Origin of the sequence: Micromonospora sp. MA102, assembly GCF_025460765.1 — a bacterium.
GTDB lineage: Bacteria > Actinomycetota > Actinomycetes > Mycobacteriales > Micromonosporaceae > Micromonospora > Micromonospora halotolerans.
In genome coordinates this window covers 17,062-34,385 of the sequence record NZ_JAMWEG010000025.1, presented here as the reverse complement: position 1 = coordinate 34,385, position 17,324 = coordinate 17,062, and the positions used below count along the sequence as shown (strand labels likewise).

Genomic DNA, 17,324 nt, shown 5'->3' with positions numbered 1-17,324 from the left:
CTCCAGGAGGTTGCGCTGAGACTCGAACTGCGCGGCATCACCAAGCGGTTCGGTGATCTGGTCGCCAACGACCACATCGACCTGACGGTGGAGCCTGGAGAGATCCACGCCCTGCTCGGCGAGAACGGCGCCGGCAAGTCGACCCTGATGAACGTGCTCTACGGGCTGTACCAGCCCGACGAGGGCGAGATCCTGGTCGACGGCAAGCCGCTGAAGCTGAAGGGCCCGTCCGACGCGATCGCCGCCGGGATCGGCATGGTGCACCAGCACTTCATGCTGGTGCCCGTCTTCACCGTGGCCGAGAACGTGATGCTCGGCGCGGAACAGACCAGGGGGAGCTTCACCGGCATCCTCGACCGGCGGCGGGCCCGGCGCGAGGTCGCCGAGGTCTCCGAGCGGTACAACCTCCGGGTCGACCCGGACGCGGTGATCGAGGACCTGCCGGTCGGCATCCAGCAGCGGGTGGAGATCGTCAAGGCGCTCACCCGCGACGTCGACCTGCTCATCCTCGACGAGCCGACCGCCGTGCTGACCCCGCAGGAGACCGAGGAACTGCTCGCGGTCATGCGGTCGCTCAAGGAGGCCGGCAAGTCGATCGTGTTCATCACGCACAAGCTCGGCGAGGTCAAGGCGGTCGCCGACCGGATCACGGTGATCCGGCGCGGGAAGACGGTCGGCACCGCCGAGCCGACCGCCAGCCGCGACGAGCTGGCCGCGCTCATGGTGGGCCGCAACGTCCGGCTGACCGTGGACAAGAAGCCGGCCGAGCCCGGCAAGCCGATCCTCGAGATCGCCGGCCTGGTCGTCGACGACGACCGGCAGGTGCGCGCGGTCGACGGCATCGACCTGACCGTGCGCGCCGGTGAGGTGCTCGGCATCGCGGGCGTGCAGGGCAACGGGCAGACCGAGCTGATCGAGGCGATCATGGGCCTGCGCCCGGTGCTCGCCGGCTCGATCACCCTGGACGGCCAGGCCGTGCACGGCTGGACCACCAAGAAGGTGCTCCGCGCCGGCGTCGGGTACGTCCCGGAGGACCGCAGCGTCGACGGCCTGGTCAAGGAGTTCTCCGTCGCGGAGAACCTGGTGCTGGACATCTACGACCAGCCGCCGTTCGGCAAGGGCCTCTCGCTCAAGCCGGACGCCATCGCGAAGTCGGCGAAGGAGCGGATCGAGCAGTTCGACGTCCGCACCTCCTCGGCCGACGCGGCGGTCGGCACCCTCTCCGGCGGCAACCAGCAGAAGGTGATCGTGGCCCGGGAGCTGTCCCGGCCGCTGAAGCTCTTCATCGCCGCCCAGCCCACCCGGGGCGTGGACGTCGGCTCGATCGAGTTCATCCACAGCCGGGTCATCCGCGAACGGGACATCGGCACCGCCGTCATGGTGGTCTCCAGCGAACTGGACGAGGTGATCGGCCTGGCCGACCGGATCGCGGTCATGTACCGCGGCCGGATCATCGGCATCGTCGGCCCGGACACCCCCCGCGAGGAGATCGGCCTGCTGATGGCCGGCATCACGCCGGACACCGCCACCACGACCGCTGACCGCCCTGGCAACGAGGACGAGGCATGACCAACCCAGACCCGGTGTCGGGCTCCCCCGACAAGGAGCCGGCGACCGAGGCGCAGGAGGCGCGGACCGAGGCCCGCGCGACGCCGCCCGCGCCCGCCGGCGACACCGAGCGGGCGGTGCCCGCCACCGCGACGAAGCAGCCCCCGGCCGGGGAGCCCCGCCCCACGCTGGGCCGGCTCTTCCTGGACAACCTCTGGGCGGCCAACACGGTCACCGTGACCGTGCTCGCGGTGCTGCTGGCCATGCTTGTCGGCGCGGTGCTGATCATCGTCTCCGACCCGGAGGTGCTGGCCACCTACGGCTACATCACGGCCCGACCGGCGGACGCGCTCAACGCCAGCTGGACCGTGGTGAGCGAGGCGTACGCGAACCTCTTCAAGGGCGCCATCTTCGACCCCGACGCGGTCGGCTTCAGCGCCGCGATGGGTCCGATCTCGGAGACGCTCACCTACACCGCGCCGCTGGTATTCACCGGCCTGTCGGTGGCGCTCGCCTTCCGGGGCGGCCTGTTCAACATCGGCGCCCAGGGCCAGGCCACCATCGGCGTCGTCCTGGCCGCCGTCACCGGCTTCGCGCTGCCGCTGCCGCCCGGGGTGCACCTGCTCGTCGCGCTGATCGCCGGCGCGCTCGGCGGCGCGCTCTGGGGCTTCATCCCGGGCATCCTCAAGGCGCGCACCGGCGCCCACGAGGTGATCACCACGATCATGCTCAACTACGTGGCGGTCTACTTCCTGTCCTGGATCATCGTCCAGAGCGGGGTGCAGAACCCGAACAGGTCGGACGCGATCAGCAAGCCCGTCGAGTCCTCCGCCCAGCTGCCCCGGCTGCTCGGCGACAACCTGCGGGTGCACGCCGGCATCCTGCTCGCGGTGCTGATCACCTGGTTCATCGCCTGGCTGCTGAACCGCTCGACGCTCGGCTTCGAGCTGCGCGCGGTCGGCGAGAACCCGGACGCCGCCCGGACCGCCGGCATCAGCGTCACCAAGACCTACGTGCTGGTCATGGCGATCGCGGGCCTGCTGGCCGGCCTCGGCGGGTCGAACATGGTGCTCGGCTCGACCGCGAACGCGCTCACCCCGCTGGTGATCGCGCAGATCGGCTTCGACGGCATCCTGGTCGCGCTGCTCGGGCGGCTGAAGCCATGGGGCGTGCTGCTCGCCGCGCTGCTCTTCGGTGCGCTCCAGGCCGGCGGCAACCGGATGCAGTCGTACTCCGGGATCTCGCTGGAGCTGGTCACCGTGCTTCAGGCGCTGATCGTCATCTTCGTCGCCGCGCCGGCCCTGGTAAAGGCGATCTTCCAGCTGCGGGCCGCTCGCGCGGCCCGCTTGCAGACGAGCCTGGCGAAGGGCTGGTAAGGCAATGTCGACCATGGCTGTCCCCGATGTCGCCGTCACCGTCGACGAGGGCTTCTGGACGCGTACCCGCAAGGTCGGTGTCGTCCTGCTGGCGCTGGGCGTGCTCGCCGCCGTGCTCTTCGGCGCGCTCGCGACCGACCAGCAGGCCCGGTTCACCCTCAGCGAGACCGAGGGCGGCGCCGCCCTGGAGATCACCGGAACGGTCGGTGCGATCCTCTTCGGCGTCGTCGCCGCGGCGGCCGGCGGCGCCCTGCTCGCCGGCGTGCCGAAGCGCTGGCTCACCGTGCTGCTCGGCATCGGGCTGGTCGCCTTCGTGCTGAGCTTCCTGTGCTGGCAGGTCTCGGCCGCCCCCGAGGGGCGCAACTTCATGCCGCTGGTCAACATCGTCCGGGGCACGTTCATCCTGGCCCTGCCGCTGATCTTCGGTGCGTTGTCCGGTGTGCTCTGCGAGCGGACCGGCGTGGTCAACGTGGCGATCGAGGGCCAGCTGCTCATGGGGGCGTTCAGCGGGGCGCTCTTCGGCAGCATCTACCAGAACGTCTGGGTCGGCCTGGTGGCCGCGGCGGTCGGCGGCGCGATCATCTCGCTGCTGCTCGCCGTCTTCGCGATCCGCTACCTGGTCGACCAGGTGGTCATGGGCACCGTGCTCAACCTGTTCGCGGTCGGGGTCACCGGCTTCCTCTACGAGCGGTTGATGCAGACCGACGCGACGAAGTACAACAGCGCGCCCCGGTTCGGCAACTGGGAGATCCCGCTGCTCAAGGACATCCCGCTGATCGGCCCGGCGCTGTTCCGGGGCAACATCTTCCTCTACCTGGGTCTGCTGCTGGTGCTGGTCATCCACCTCGCGCTGTTCCGTACCCGGTGGGGTCTGCGGACCCGGTCCGTGGGCGAGCACCCGACGGCCGCCGACACGCTCGGTGTGAAGGTGCTGCGGCTGCGCTACCGCAACGTGCTGATGGCCGGGGTGGTGGCCGGCATCGGCGGTGCCTCGTACACCCTGGCGCTCTACTCGTTCACCAAGAACATGATCGGCGGTAAGGGCTTCATCGCCCTGGCCGCGTTGATCTTCGGCCGGTGGAGCCCGACCGGCGCGCTGCTCGCGGCGCTCTTCTTCGGGTTCGCCGACCAGCTCGCCACCTACCTGGGCGCGATCGGCAGCAGCATCCCGAGCCAGTTCCTCGCCATGCTGCCCTACCTGGCGACGATCCTGGCGGTGGCCGGGCTGGTCGGCAAGGTCCGGGCGCCGGCCGCTGACGGCAAGCCGTACATCAAGGGCTGACCGCCCGCGACGCAGCGTGCCCGGCGGGGTTGTACCCGCCGGGCACGGCCGTCTCCGGCCGCCGCCGCGACCGATCAGCGTGAATTGGGCAGAATGGGAGTCGTGATGGAGATCGACTGGGAGCGGCTGCGGGCCGCCGCCACCGAAGTCATGCGGCACGCGTACGCGCCCTACTCGAAGTTCCCCGTCGGGGCGGCCGCGCTGGTCGACGACGGCCGGGTGGTGGTCGGCTGCAACGTGGAGAACGCCGCGTACGGCGTGGTCCTCTGCGCCGAGTGCGGGGTCGTCTCCTCGCTGCACGCCACCGGCGGTGGCCGGCTCGTGGCGCTGTCCTGCGTCGACGCCACCGGCGAGCCGCTCATGCCGTGCGGCCGGTGCCGGCAGCTGCTGTGGGAGAACGGCGGCCCGGAGTGCCTGATCGAGACGAAGGGCCGGCCGCTGCGGATGGCCGAGCTGCTGCCGCACGCGTTCGGCGTGGAGGACCTGGAGGCCGTGGTCGGCGAGACCCCGCTGCCGGTGGTGCCGGAGCGGCTGGCCGCGTGGCGGGGGCGGGGCACGGTCTTCGTGCACCCGGACCTCTCGGCCGGGCAGCAGGTGTGGACGGCGTACTGGGAGCGGTCGGCCGGGGACACCGAGGCCGCCGAGACCGGTGTGCTGGAGGAGGGCCCGACCTGGGACGACCCGGCGGAGGCGATCACCTGGGGGCTGGCCCGGACGCCGCGCGTCGTCGTGGTGGACGCGTCGGGCACCATCTTCTGGGCCGGCGAGGGCGAACCGCCGCTGGAGATCCCGATCCGCTGGTCCCCAGCCTGAGCTGGGGCGCCGGTTCCGGAACGACGAGGAAAGATCATCTGATGAGTGCATTCACGGCGGTTGACGTCATCCGGGCCAAGCGGGACGGGGGCGTGCTGAGCGACGGCCAGATCGACTGGGTGGTCGACGCGTACACCAGGGGGCTGGTGGCCGACGAGCAGATGTCGGCGCTGGCCATGGCGATCCTGCTGCGCGGCATGACCGCGCCGGAGATCGCCCGGTGGACCGCCGCGATGATCGCCAGCGGCGAGCGGCTGGACCTGTCGCCGGTGGCCCGGCCGACCGTGGACAAGCACTCCACCGGCGGCGTCGGCGACAAGATCACCCTGCCGCTGACCCCGCTGGTCGCGGCCTGCGGCGCGGCCGTGCCGCAGCTCAGCGGCCGGGGTCTCGGCCACACCGGCGGCACCCTGGACAAGCTGGAGTCGATCCCCGGCTGGCGGGCCGCGCTGAGCAACGACGAGTTCATCGCCCAGCTGCGCGACGTCGGCGCGGTGATCTGCGCGGCCGGCGAGGGGCTGGCCCCGGCCGACCGCAAGCTGTACGCACTGCGCGACGTCACCGGCACCGTGGAGGCCATCCCGCTGATCGCCAGCTCCATCATGAGCAAGAAGATCGCCGAGGGGACCGGGGCCCTGGTGCTCGACGTGAAGGTGGGCTCCGGCGCCTTCATGAAGAACGTCGACGACGCCCGTGAGCTGGCCCGGACCATGGTGGAGTTGGGCGGGGCGCACGGGGTGCGCACGGTCGCCCTGCTCACCGACATGTCCACCCCGCTGGGCCGCACCATCGGCAACGGGGTCGAGGTGACCGAGTCGGTCGAGGTGCTGGCCGGCGGCGGCCCGGCCGACGTGGTGGAGCTGACCCTGGCGCTGGCCCGCGAGATGCTGGTCGCGGCGGGCCTGCCGGACGCCGACCCCGAGGCGGCGCTGCGCGACGGCCGGGCCATGGACGCCTGGCGCGCGATGATCCGGGCACAGGGCGGCGACCCGGACGCCCCCATGCCCACGGCCCCCGAGGTCGAGGTGGTCACTGCGACCGACGACGGCTACGTCGCCGGGATCGACGCGTACGCCATGGGCGTGGCCGCCTGGCGGCTCGGCGCCGGCCGGGCCCGCAAGGAGGACCCGGTGAGCGTCCCGGCCGGCGTGGTGCTGCACAAGCGCCCCGGCGACCGGGTGCGCGTCGGCGAGCCCCTGTACGAGCTGCGCGCCGAGCACGCCGAGCGGATCCCGGCCGCGCTGGCCGAGGCGGAGCGGGCGGTGCGGCTCGCGCCGGACGCCCCCGCCGCGACGCCGCTGGTGATCGAGCGGATCGGCTGATCCTTCCCGGTCATGGTGCGGTGGCGACCGAGCCGCTATTGTCGCAGGCCAAGGGGGGACCGACCGGCGATGAGCCGTTGCGAGCAGACAGGGACCTGAGCCGTGCGCGTACCCGCCCCCGACCCCCGGGCCGTTCGTGAGGCGAGCCTCGACGAGCTGTCCCGGCTGGGCCTCCCGCTGCCGCCCCCGCAGTTCCCGCTGGTCTGGGAGCCGGGGGACGAGATCGAGCTGCGCCCCACCCCGGAGATCGAGGCGCGGATCGCGGTCCTGCACGTGATCCTGGCCCGCTGCTTCGGGATGCCGGCGCAGGCGGCCATGAGCTGGCTGCTGGAGTCGCACCTGGTCGAGATGGTGACCCCACCGGAGTGGCAGTTCGTGATGGGGGGCAAGGGCGACCACCGGTCGTTCGTGCTGCACCACGACGCGCTCTTCTCGCTGGCCTGGGTGCTCGGGCTCGCCAAGGAACTGGACCCGACGGTGCCGGTGGACGAGCGGCTGGTCGAGCGGATGCCCAACCTGGTCACCGGGGAGAACTTCGGCCAGTGGCGCGCCCGGATCCTGGCCGCCCCGCAGCACCCGGCCGACGCGGCCGCACTGCTCGACCTGCACTACTGCCTGGACTGGGCGTACCTGGAGGCGGAGGAGGCCGGCCTGGCGCTGCCCGGGCTGGTGGACGCCAACGCCATCGGGCAGCGCCGGTGGGCGCTGGAGTGGGCGGTGATGCTGCGCGGGCCGTACCACGACGAGCCGCCGGGCTGGGAAGAGGTGGACCTGTCCACCTGAGCGGTGGTCAGCGCGGCCGGTGCACGCCGAGCCGCACGGCGAGGGTGACCGGCACCGGCTCGGGCAGCGCCGCGATCCGCTCGGCGAGCCGGGCCGGGTCGGCGTGCCAGGCGCTCGGGCCCATCCCGACCAGGGTGGTCACCTCGGTGCGGCTGAGCCTCAGCCGGGCCCGGTGCTCGGTGGCCGACTCCTCGGTGAAGTGGGCGCTCAGGCTGCCGGCCACCCGGTCGGCCTTGGCGGGGTCCACCCGGAGCAGGTCGAGCGCGTCGACCAGCTCGGCGAGGTGGTCCGCGGCCGGGGTGACCACCAGCAGCGCGCCGGCCGGGTCGAGCACCCGGTGGAACTCGGCGCCGTTGCGCGGCGCGAAGACGTTCAGCAGCACCGTCGCGGCGCGGTCGGCCAGGGGCAGCCGCTGCCAGGTGTCGGCGAGCGCCGCGGCGGCGCGCGGGTGGGTGCGGGCCGCGCGGCGCAGCGCCGGCTTGGCGACGTCGAGGGCCAGGCCGACCGCGTCCGGCAGCGCCGCCAGCACCGCCGCGAGGTACCAGCCCGTGCCGGCGCCGGCGTCGACCACCAGGGGGTACGCCCCGTCGCCGCCGGCTGGGTTCGGGGTGGGCGGATCCCCGCCGTACACGATCCGCCGGGCCGCGTCGGCGAGCGCGGCGGCGACGGCGGCGTAGTGGCCGGCGGCCAGGAAGTCGGCGCGGGCCGCGACCATCTCGGCGCTGTCCCCGGTGTGCGGGGTACGGCCGGCGAGCAGGTTGACGTATCCCTGCCGGGCGATGTCGAAGCTGTGCCGGCGTGGGCAGCGCAGCGCCCGGGCCGTGCCGGCGGTGGTCTCGGCCAGCGGTTCGCCGCAGACCGGGCAGCGCAGCCGGGTCAGGATGCGGGCGTCCACGGTCACGCCTCCGGGGTGGCGCGGTCGGTGAGGTGGTCGACGACCCGGTGGGTCAGCGCGCCCAGCGCCGCGATCTCCTCGGCGGTGAGCAGGTCGATGAGGTGCCGGCGGACGGCGGCCACGTGCCCCGGGGCGGCCGCCTCGATGGCCCGCCGGCCGGCCGGGGTGAGGGCGACGACCGATCCCCGGCCGTCGGTGGCGCACTCCTCCCGGGTGACCAGGCCGCGCTGCTGCATCCGGGAGATGTGGTGGGAGAGCCGGCTGCGCGACCAGAGCATCCGGTCGGCCAGTTCGCTGAGCCGCAGCCGCTGGTCGGGCGTCTCGGAGAGGTCGGAGAGGACGTCGTAGTCCGGCTCGGAGAGGCCGGCGTCCTGGGTCAGCTCCCGGGCCAGCTCCAGGTCGAGCAGGCGGCGCATCCGGCGGTAGCCCCGCCAGGCCCGGTCCTCCCGCTCGTCCAACCACCGTGGTTCGTCCATGCGCCGAGCCTAACCCAATGGTTGACATGTCATCAACCACGACCTAGGTTGATGACATGTCAACAAGCATGCCGGTCCGTGCGGTCCGGCTCCTCGCCGGCCTGGCGCTCTTCGGCGTCAGCGTCGGGCTCCTGGTCCGGGCCGACCTGGGGCTCGCGTCGTGGGACGTCCTGCACCAGGGCCTGGCCGCGCGTACCGGGCTGCCGATGGGCGTAGTGGTCAACGGCATCGCGCTGGTGGTGCTGCTGCTCTGGATCCCGCTGCGGCAGCGCCCCGGCGTCGGCACCGTCGCCAACGTGGCGCTGGTCGGCCTGGCGCTGGACGCCACGCTGGCGCTGCTGCCGCCGGTCGGAGCACTCGTCGGCCGCGTTCCCCTGCTGCTCGCCGGCATCCTGCTCAACGGCGTCGCCACGGCCCTCTACCTCGGCGCCCGGCTCGGCCCCGGTCCCCGCGACGGCCTCATGACCGGCCTGGCCGCCCGCGGCCTGCCGATCGGGCGGGTCCGCACCCTCATCGAGCTCGTGGTGCTCGCTCTCGGCTGGCTGCTCGGCGGCACGGTCGGTCCCGGCACCCTGCTCTTCGCGTTGGCCATCGGGCCGCTCGTCCAGTACCTCGTCCCCCGACTCACCGCGCCGGCCCCGGTCCGGCCCGCCCCCACAGGAGTGACCCCGCCATGCCCCGTCTGAACGTGATCGTCGCCAGCACCCGACCCGGCCGGGTTGGCCGGCGGATCGGTGACTGGTTCACCGCGGCCGCCGTCCGCCACGCCGGCTTCGACGAGGTACGCCTGGTCGACCTCGCCGAGGTCGGGCTGCCGTTCCACGACGAGCCGCACCACCCCTCGGAGGGGATCTACCTGCACGAGCACACCCGGTCGTGGAGCGCGACCGCCGCTGCCGCCGACGCCTTCGTGCTGGTGATGCCGGAGTACAACTACGGCTTCAGCGCGCCGCTGAAGAACGCGATCGACTACCTCTACCACGAGTGGCGGCACAAGCCGGTGGGCTTCGTGAGCTACGGCATGACGTCCGGTGGCCTGCGTGCGGTCCAGATGGTCAAGCAGGTGGTGACCACGTTGAACATGGTGCCGGTCAACGAGGCGGTGACCATCTTCCTGCGGCAGGCGCTGGACGACGCCGGCGAGCTGCTGCCCGATCCCGGGCGGGACGAGGCGGCCGACCTCATGCTCGACCAGGTCGCCCGGCTGGCCGCGGCGCTCGCCCCGCTGCGGGCGGTGGCGGCGTGACCGCCCGGCTCTGGGAACTGTTCGGCGAGCGGGGGCGCGGGGTGCTGGTCACCCTGCGCCGGGACGGCCGGCCGCAGCTCTCCAACCTCGACTACCTGGCCGAGCCGGGGCTCATCCGCTGCTCCACGACCGGCGACCGGGCCAAGGTGCGCAACCTGCGGCGCGATCCGCGGGCCAGCTTCCACGTGAGCACCCCGGACGGCGGGGCGTACGCGGTGGCCGAGGGGCGGGTGACGCTCAGCCCGCCGGCCGCGGCGGCCGACGACGCCACGGTCGAGGAACTGGTCGAGGTCTACCGGCGGATCCGGGGCGAGCACCCGGACTGGGCGGACTACCGGGCGGCCATGGTGGCCGACGGCCGGCTGGTGCTCCGCCTCACGGTCGAGCGGGTGTACGGCTGGCGGCCCTGAGCCGGCCCGGTCCGATGCCGCTCTCCGACGCTCGGTGACTAGGGTCGGTGCATGGCAATCTCGTACGAGGACATCGTCAAGGTCCCGAAGGCGCTGCTGCACGACCACCTCGACGGCGGTCTGCGGCCCGCGACGATCGTCGAGCTGGCCGCCGACGCCGGCCACGAGCTGCCCACCACCGATCCGGAGGCGCTGGGCCGCTGGTTCGCCGAGGCGGCGAACTCGGGTTCGCTGGAACGCTACCTGGAGACGTTCGCGCACACCGTGGCGGTCATGCAGACCGGGCCCGCGCTGCGCCGGGTGGCGCGCGAGTGCGCGCTCGACCTGGCCGCCGACGGGGTGGTCTACGCCGAGGTCCGGTTCGCCCCGGAGCAGCACCTGGAGCAGAACCTGACCCTGGACGAGGTGGTCGACGCCGTGGTCACCGGCTTCCGGGAGGGCAGTGCCCTGGCCGCCGAGGCGGGCACCCCGATCCGGGTCGGCACGCTGCTCACCGCCATGCGGCACGCGGCCCGGTCGCAGGAGATCGCCGAACTGGCCGTGCGGCACCGGGACACCGGGGTGGTCGGCTTCGACATCGCCGGCGCGGAGGCGGGTTTCCCGCCCACCCGGCACCTGGACGCCTTCGAGTACCTCCAGCGGGAGAACTTCCACTTCACCATCCACGCCGGCGAGGCGTTCGGGCTGCCGTCGATCTGGCAGGCGATCCAGTGGTGCGGCGCGGACCGGCTCGGGCACGGCGTCCGGATCGTCGACGACATCACGCCCGGGAACCCGCCGGTGCTGGGCCGGCTGGCCGCGTACGTCCGGGACAAGCGGATCCCGCTGGAGCTGTGCCCCTCCTCCAACGTGCAGACCGGGGCGGCCGCGTCGATCGCCGACCACCCGATCGGGCTGCTGCGCGACCTGCGCTTCCGGGTGACGGTCAACACCGACAACCGGCTGATGAGCGGCACCTCGATGTCCCGCGAGATGGCCCTGCTGGTGGACGCCTTCGGCTACGGCTGGAAGGAACTCCAGTGGTTCACCATCAACGCGATGAAGAGCGCCTTCATCCCGTTCGACGAGCGACTGAAGATCATCGACGAGGTCATCAAGCCGGCGTACGCCAAGCTGATCGGCTGATCACGGCTGCCGCGGGTGGCCGGCGAGCAGGGCGGCCACCCGGCGCAGCACCTGCCCGGCCCGGGCCGCCTCGGCGCCCAGCCCGGTCTGCCGACGCAGCACTGCCGGCTCCGCCCGCAGCAGGGCGACCCCGCGCCGGATCAGCACGCGGGGCGCCTTGCGCTGCTCGGCCAGGTCGCGGGCGAGCCGGCGTACGAATGTCGCGCCGCGGGGGCGGCGCAGCGCGTACGCCCCGGCGAGCAGGCCCCGGCGGCGGCACTCCGCCACGATTTCGGCGGCGAAGATCCCTTCGGCGACGAAAAGTGGCGATCCGTCGACGTCGAATGGCCGGGTGGCCACCCGACGGTCCGCGCCGATCGCATAAACCGGCACTTCGGCCTTGCCGTGCCGAGCCAGTCGGGCGATTGTTTCCACCGCCGTGTCCGCATCCCAGGACAGCGGTGACTCCCAGTCCACCTCTCCGTTCCGACGCGGCAACGTAGGGTCATCGCCGTCCTTGTAGAAGTCGTCGAGGCAGAGGACGGGAAGCCCAGTTCGTTGGGCTATGTACGACTTTCCGGAGCCGGAAGGGCCAGCGAGCAGGACGACGCGGTGCGGGTGTTCCATTACCTTCAGTGACTCCGGCCAGACGGATTGCTATCAAATTGCATCAACATCTCATCACACCTCCGGCGAGGAACAACCTGGGCTTTCTTCTTGCGGGGCGGCGTGATGGAATCTCGGAGGTCCGACCCGCCGGGTCGGTCGCTCGGCGTTGCCCACGGGCAACGCCGGACGCGGTAATGCGAGGGCGGTGACGTGAGCAAACGGCCAACGACGGCGGGCTCCTTCCTGTCGCGTCTGAGCCGGCCGGCCAGCCGGCTCCGCGACATGCCGATCTGGTCCAAGCTCGGCCTGATCATGATCGTGCCGACCATCGCGACAGTCGTGGTCGGCACCAGCGGTCTGGTCGACCACCTGGAGACGCTCAACAATGCCAACCGGGCCGGTAACCTGGCCACCCTGATCGATTACTCAGGTGATCTGGTCGACAAGCTGCAGGACGAGCGGACGGCCGCCGTACTGCTGCTGAGCGCCGACGACCCGAAGATCAAGGCCCGGTACAACGACGAGTACACCCAGGCGGGCCAGCAGGTCGACAAGGCGCAGGGGCGGTACTCGGAGCAGCGCGTCGTGCTGGACGAGCTGCCCCCCGCGCTGGAGAAGATCCTTGACGGGATCGATCAGGACCTGGAAGACCTGCCCGGCACCCGCAGTCAGGTCTTCAACGGCAAGATGGCGAGCAGCTTCGCGGTCAAGCAGTACGAGACCGTGATCGGCGAGCTGCTCGCGGTCCGTGACTCGAGCACCCAGCTCGCCGGCGACAGCGACCTGAGCGACCGGATGCGCGCCGCCGCCGCCGTCGCCCGCAGCAAGGAGTTCCTCTCCCAGCGTCGGGTGGTCGTGCACCTCACGCTCGACCGCGGCCGGCTCGACCAGGCCCTGCGCAAGGACTACCTCTCCACCGTCACCGCCGAGCAGCAGGCTGTCGAGTCCTTCACCGCCGTCGCCAACGGGTCCGAGAAGGAGTTCTACCAGCAGACCGTCGCCGGGGGCGACCTGCGCGAGGTGTCCTCCTACGAGGGTCAGATCTCCGGCAACGAGACCGGGGCACTGACGAGCATCTCCTTCGGGCCCGACCAGTGGGACGCCGCGATGGTCGGCCATGCCAAGCTGGTCCGTACCGTCGAGTCGAAGTTCGACAGCGACGTGGTCAAGCAGGCCGACGAACTCCGCTCGGACGTGCAGCGCCAGGTCTTCCTGGAGACCGGCCTGCTGCTGAGCATGCTGCTGCTCGCCATCCTCTTCGCGTACCTGGTCGCCCGCTCCATGGCCCGCTCGCTGCGTGACCTGCGCCAGGGCGCCCTCTCGGTGGCCCAGTACGGGCTGCCGCAGGCGGTGGCCCGTCTGCGCGACCCGCAGGTCACCGGGCAGCTCTCCCCGGTGCAGCTGGCGAACCAGATCGCCGAACCGCTGCCGGTGCGCAGCAAGGACGAGTTCGGCCAGGTGACCGAGGCGTTCAACGCCGTCCACCTGGAGGCCGTCCGGACCGCGGCCGAACAGGCCGCCCTGCGGGCCTCCGTCGCGACCATGTTCGTCAACCTGGCCCGCCGGTCGCAGATCCTGGTCGACCGGCTGATCGGCCACCTGGACCGGCTGGAGCGCGGCGAGGAGGACCCGGACCGGCTGGCCGAGCTGTTCCAGCTCGACCACCTGGCCACCCGGATGCGCCGCAACGACGAAAACCTGCTGGTCCTGGCCGGCGCGGACTCCACCCGCGTGCAGCGCGAGCCGGCCGCCCTGATCGACGTGCTCCGCGCCGCCCAGTCCGAGGTCGAGCACTACACCCGGATCGAGTTCGGCGTGATCGACCGGGACATCGAGGTCGCCGCGCACGCGGTCAACGACATGGTGCACCTGGTCGCCGAGCTGTTCGACAACGCCACCGCCTTCTCCCCGCCGGACTCGCAGGTCATGGTGGAGGCCCGGCGCGTGGGCGACCGCTCCTCCCTCTACGTCGAGGACCGGGGCATCGGCATCAGCCACGAGCAGCTCCGCGACCTGAACGAGCGGCTGGCCACGCCGCCGCAGGTGGACGTGGCGGTCTCCCGGATGATGGGCCTGGTCGTGGTCGCCCGGCTGGCCTCCCGGCACGGTGTCAAGGTCGAGCTGCGGCCCGGCGCCGACCGGGGCACCGTCGCCGACGTCACGCTGCCCACCTCGGTCCTGGTGCCGCGGGCCCTCGCCGGTCGCGGCCAGCCCGCGCCGGCCCTTCCGGCCGGTGGCCCGCAGCACGGCGGTCCCGCCCCGGCGTTCGGCCAGAGCGGACCCGCGCCGGCCTTCGGCGCCCTGGCCGCCCTGGGCAACGGCCCGCACACCCCGCCGCCGGCCCCGCACCCCGGTGCATCCGGCAACCAGGTCACCCTGGGCGGGCGGTCCTTCGACCCGGCGTCGCGCAACGGCTCCGGCACCCCGGCCAACGCGGGTGGGGCGCGGTCCATGCCGGCCTGGTCCGACCTGACCGGCGCCGGCCCCCTGACCGGCGCCGCCCCCCTGGCCGGCGGTGACGGTTACACGCCGCGGAACCCGAACGGCCAGCCGATCGACCCGCTGCCCCAGCGGCGCAACCCGGCCGAGGCCGACCCGGCCTCCACCGGTCAGCAGCCGGCCATCCCGCGGCAGCTGCCGAGCAGCCCGGAGGCCCGGCCATACAACCCGCCTCCGGTCTCGGCCCCGCCGGTCCCGCCGGTGTCGGCGCCGCCGCTGCCGCCGGTCTCCGGTGTCCCGGTCTCGGGTCACCCGACCTCCGGCTACCCGACCTCCGGCTACCCGACCTCCGGCTACCCGGCCTCCGGCTACCCCGTGTCGGCGTCGCCGGTCTCCGGTTACCCGGTGTCGGGAGCGCCGGTCTCCGGTCAGCCCGTGTCGGCCGGGCCGGCCGCGGGTCACCCCGTCTCGGTGCCTCCGGCGAACCAGATGCCGCCGCGTTCCGCCCCGCCGGCTCCGGCGCCGCAGGTCGGTGCCCCGCCGGTCTGGCCGCCGGTCGCCACGCCCGAGCAGGCCGCGGCTCCGGCGGTGCCGGAGCGACTCGCCGCCGGCCTGGACATGACCACCGAGCTGCCGCGGGTCACCCGCCCGGAGACGCCACCGGCCGTCAACCGGCCGGCACCGGCACCGGCCCCCGCGCCGCGGCCGGCAACCCCGCAGCAGCCGGGCAACCGCCAGCGGTATGCGGACGAGACGATGGAGCTGCCCATCTTCCGGGAGCTCGAGTCGGCCTGGTTCCGCACCCGCCGGCCGGGGCCCAACGAGGAGGCGGCCGCAGCGCAGCCGGCGGCCACCAACGGCGCCGCGACCCAGCAGTTCGCCAAGGTCGACGCCGCCGGTCGAGCCGTGCGGCAGACACCACCCGGGACGACAGGTAACGCACCGATGGCACAGACTCCGACGGCCGGCGGAGCGCCGCAGGACAACGGCTCGACGAACGGGGGTGCCCGTCCCGGTTACGCCGGTGCGCTGCCGACCCGGCAGCCCGCCGCCCCGCCGCAGCCCGGTTGGCAGACCGCGGCCGACGACGGTTGGCGGGCCGCCTCGGCGGCCACCGAGGTCCCGGTCGAGGAGACCACCCAGAAGGGCCTGCCGAAGCGGACGCCGATGGCGCAACTCGTGCCCGGTGGCATCGAGAAGCCGTCGACGTCGGTGCAGCGCCGGACGCCGGAAGGCGTACGGGGTCTGCTCTCGGCATACCATCGGGGCGTGCAGCGGGGGCGTACCAACCCGACCGACAGCAACTCCACCGGCCCGGAGGGGACTCCGGGCGGGCAGCAGTCCTCGCAGTCTGGCTCAGGCCCAGTGGCCGGGAGCGGGCAGAAGGAGCAACAAGGATGACTACTACGCAGGATCTCGGATGGCTGTTGGCCAACTTCGCCGACCGGGTGCCCGGTGTGGCGCACGCGGTCGCCGTCTCCGCCGACGGCCTGCTCCTCGCTTCGTCCCGTGATCTCCCGCGGGACCGCGCGGACCAGTTGGCGGCGATCGCGTCCGGCCTGGTCAGCCTGACCCAGGGCGCGGCCCGCTGCTTCGAGGGCGGGGCGGTGCTGCAGACCGTCGTCGAGATGGACAACGGCTTCCTGTTCCTGATGTCCATCTCGGACGGCTCGTCCTTCGCCGTGCTCGCGGCGCGCAGCTGCGACGTGGGGCAGGTCGGTTACGAGATGGCCCTGCTCGTCGATCGGGTGGGTGACGCGCTGACCCCGCAGCCGCGTACGGCTGTCGGGATGATGGGCTGAACGACGCGCTGACCGGTGGGTCAGAAGCGGCAACAACTACGACAAGGACGAATGCCACCGGGGCGAGCCGGTGCCGGGTACGAAGGAGGTGAGCGGCGACATGGTTGATCGTGACGAACCGACCGGAGCGTTGGTCCGTCCATACGCCGTGACCCGCGGTCGTACCCGCCCCCGGCTCGAGATCGCCCTGGAGGCGCTCGTCGAGACGACGGTGCGCGGCCGGTCGGTTGCCACTGGCAACGGTGGCCAGGGCCGGGAGCACCAGTACATCGCCGCGCTGTGTGACGGACGTGTGCAATCGCTCGCCGAAATCGCGGCGCGCATGCAGCTTCCGCTCGGCGTGGCCCGGGTGCTCATCGCCGACATGGCGACGGACGGCCTGGTCGCGGTCCACGAGCCGACCATTTTGGACGACTCCGACGACGCGGTGGGCACTGAACTGCTGGAGAGGGTGCTGAGTGGACTTCGCAGGCTCTGACATGTCGCACCGGCCGCCTGCCCCGAGCGGGCGCGTGACGTCGGCGAAGATCGTTATCGCCGGTGGATTCGGCGTCGGCAAGACGACGCTCGTCGGCTCGGTCTCGGAGATCACGCCGCTGACCACCGAGGCGATCATGACCTCCGCCGGCGTGGGCGTCGACGACACCCGGCAGGTGCCGGGCAAGACGACGACCACGGTGGCCATGGACTTCGGTCGTATCTCGATCGATCGTGATCTGATCCTGTACCTGTTCGGTACGCCGGGTCAGACGCGGTTCTGGTTCATGTGGGACGAACTGGTCCGGGGTGCGATCGGCGCCGTCGTACTGGTCGACACCCGTCGGCTGGCCGACTGCTTCGCCGCCATCGACTTCTTCGAGCACCGGCGGCTGCCGTACCTGGTGGCCATCAACTGCTTCGACGGGATGCAGTACCACGACCCGCAGGACGTCCGGGACGCGCTCGCGATCTCCTCGGACGTGCCGGTGGTGGCCTGCGACGCCCGTAACCGTGAGTCGACGAAGCACGTGCTGATCTCGCTTGTCGAGTACGTGCTCACCATGCGGCGCTCGCGGGCCGTCGCCCCCGCCTGACCCGGTGACGAAGCGCCCGGCGGCCATCGGCCACCGGGCGCTTCTCGCTGTCCGCCGTCCGGCACGCTGCGCAGCCGGCCGGTGACCGCGCCGCAGCTGGTGTGGCACCCCAGACGATCACCCGTCCGACTCGGCGGCGGTCCGCT

Annotated in this window: 17 protein-coding genes; 14 read left to right on the top strand and 3 right to left on the bottom strand. The window is 72.5% G+C overall.

Features of this window, described 5'->3' with window-relative positions; genetic code table 11:
- The first annotated feature begins 15 nt into the window (after positions 1-15).
- The 6 genes from NFX44_RS30995 (at position 16) to NFX44_RS30970 (ending at position 7,124) form a co-directional block, all read left to right on the top strand.
- A complete protein-coding gene (locus tag NFX44_RS30995; protein WP_262287202.1) occupies positions 16-1,569 on the top strand; it encodes an ABC transporter ATP-binding protein in 1,554 nt (517 codons plus the stop codon).
- Complete coding sequence (locus NFX44_RS30990; protein WP_262287142.1) at positions 1,566-2,924, top strand: ABC transporter permease; 1,359 nt, start codon at positions 1,566-1,568, stop codon at positions 2,922-2,924. Before NFX44_RS30995 ends, NFX44_RS30990 begins: the two co-directional genes overlap by 4 nt.
- A gap of 4 nt (positions 2,925-2,928) precedes the next feature.
- On the top strand, positions 2,929-4,206 hold the full coding sequence (locus NFX44_RS30985; protein WP_262287141.1) for an ABC transporter permease: 1,278 nt from the start codon (positions 2,929-2,931) through the stop codon (positions 4,204-4,206).
- Positions 4,207-4,311: 105 nt separating this feature from the next.
- Positions 4,312-5,019 (top strand): cytidine deaminase, encoded by a 708-nt coding sequence (locus NFX44_RS30980; RefSeq protein ID WP_262287201.1) that lies wholly within the window; start codon positions 4,312-4,314, stop codon positions 5,017-5,019.
- Between the two features lie 41 nt (positions 5,020-5,060).
- On the top strand, positions 5,061-6,341 hold the full coding sequence (locus NFX44_RS30975; RefSeq protein ID WP_262287140.1) for a thymidine phosphorylase: 1,281 nt from the start codon (positions 5,061-5,063) through the stop codon (positions 6,339-6,341).
- 102 nt (positions 6,342-6,443) lie between these two features.
- Positions 6,444-7,124, top strand: coding sequence for a DUF4272 domain-containing protein (locus NFX44_RS30970; protein WP_262287139.1), 681 nt, complete (start codon positions 6,444-6,446; stop codon positions 7,122-7,124).
- 7 nt (positions 7,125-7,131) lie between these two features.
- On the opposite strand, the gene NFX44_RS30965 is transcribed toward NFX44_RS30970, so the two are convergent.
- Together NFX44_RS30965 and NFX44_RS30960 are read right to left on the bottom strand one after the other, a co-directional pair.
- Positions 7,132-8,019 carry a putative RNA methyltransferase gene (locus NFX44_RS30965; protein WP_262287200.1) on the bottom strand — a complete coding sequence of 296 codons (888 nt, stop codon included), beginning with the start codon at positions 8,017-8,019 and terminating at the stop codon, positions 7,132-7,134.
- A gap of 2 nt (positions 8,020-8,021) precedes the next feature.
- Positions 8,022-8,495 carry a MarR family winged helix-turn-helix transcriptional regulator gene (locus tag NFX44_RS30960; RefSeq protein WP_262287138.1) on the bottom strand — a complete coding sequence of 158 codons (474 nt, stop codon included), beginning with the start codon at positions 8,493-8,495 and terminating at the stop codon, positions 8,022-8,024.
- Between the two features lie 56 nt (positions 8,496-8,551).
- Here NFX44_RS30960 and NFX44_RS30955 point away from each other — a divergent pair, with 56 nt between their 5' ends.
- Genes NFX44_RS30955 through NFX44_RS30940 form a run of 4 tightly spaced genes read left to right on the top strand, consistent with a single transcriptional unit; the run spans position 8,552 to position 11,276 of the window.
- Complete coding sequence (locus NFX44_RS30955; RefSeq protein WP_262287137.1) at positions 8,552-9,181, top strand: YitT family protein; 630 nt, start codon at positions 8,552-8,554, stop codon at positions 9,179-9,181.
- Positions 9,169-9,741, top strand: a complete 573-nt coding sequence (locus NFX44_RS30950; protein ID WP_262287136.1) for an NADPH-dependent FMN reductase — start codon at positions 9,169-9,171, stop codon at positions 9,739-9,741. Before NFX44_RS30955 ends, NFX44_RS30950 begins: the two co-directional genes overlap by 13 nt.
- Positions 9,738-10,151, top strand: coding sequence for a PPOX class F420-dependent oxidoreductase (locus NFX44_RS30945; RefSeq protein WP_262287135.1), 414 nt, complete (start codon positions 9,738-9,740; stop codon positions 10,149-10,151). Before NFX44_RS30950 ends, NFX44_RS30945 begins: the two co-directional genes overlap by 4 nt.
- A 51-nt stretch (positions 10,152-10,202) precedes the next feature.
- Positions 10,203-11,276: an adenosine deaminase gene (locus tag NFX44_RS30940; protein WP_262287134.1), complete on the top strand. Its 1,074-nt coding sequence runs from the start codon at positions 10,203-10,205 to the stop codon at positions 11,274-11,276.
- Here the strand turns inward: NFX44_RS30940 and NFX44_RS30935 are convergent, their stop codons facing one another.
- On the bottom strand, positions 11,277-11,615 hold the full coding sequence (locus NFX44_RS30935; RefSeq protein WP_262287133.1) for a hypothetical protein: 339 nt from the start codon (positions 11,613-11,615) through the stop codon (positions 11,277-11,279).
- A gap of 459 nt (positions 11,616-12,074) precedes the next feature.
- On the opposite strand from NFX44_RS30935, the gene NFX44_RS30930 reads away from it, so the two are divergent.
- The 4 genes from NFX44_RS30930 (at position 12,075) to NFX44_RS30915 (ending at position 17,178) form a co-directional block, all read left to right on the top strand.
- Positions 12,075-15,704: a nitrate- and nitrite sensing domain-containing protein gene (locus NFX44_RS30930; RefSeq protein WP_262287132.1), complete on the top strand. Its 3,630-nt coding sequence runs from the start codon at positions 12,075-12,077 to the stop codon at positions 15,702-15,704.
- Positions 15,701-16,105: a roadblock/LC7 domain-containing protein gene (locus tag NFX44_RS30925; protein ID WP_013283992.1), complete on the top strand. Its 405-nt coding sequence runs from the start codon at positions 15,701-15,703 to the stop codon at positions 16,103-16,105. The genes NFX44_RS30930 and NFX44_RS30925 overlap by 4 nt, the downstream gene beginning before the upstream one ends.
- A 100-nt stretch (positions 16,106-16,205) precedes the next feature.
- Complete coding sequence (locus NFX44_RS30920; RefSeq protein ID WP_091261430.1) at positions 16,206-16,583, top strand: DUF742 domain-containing protein; 378 nt, start codon at positions 16,206-16,208, stop codon at positions 16,581-16,583.
- 1 nt (position 16,584) lies between these two features.
- A complete protein-coding gene (locus NFX44_RS30915; RefSeq protein WP_091260490.1) occupies positions 16,585-17,178 on the top strand; it encodes an ATP/GTP-binding protein in 594 nt (197 codons plus the stop codon).
- Positions 17,179-17,324: the final 146 nt, after the last annotated feature.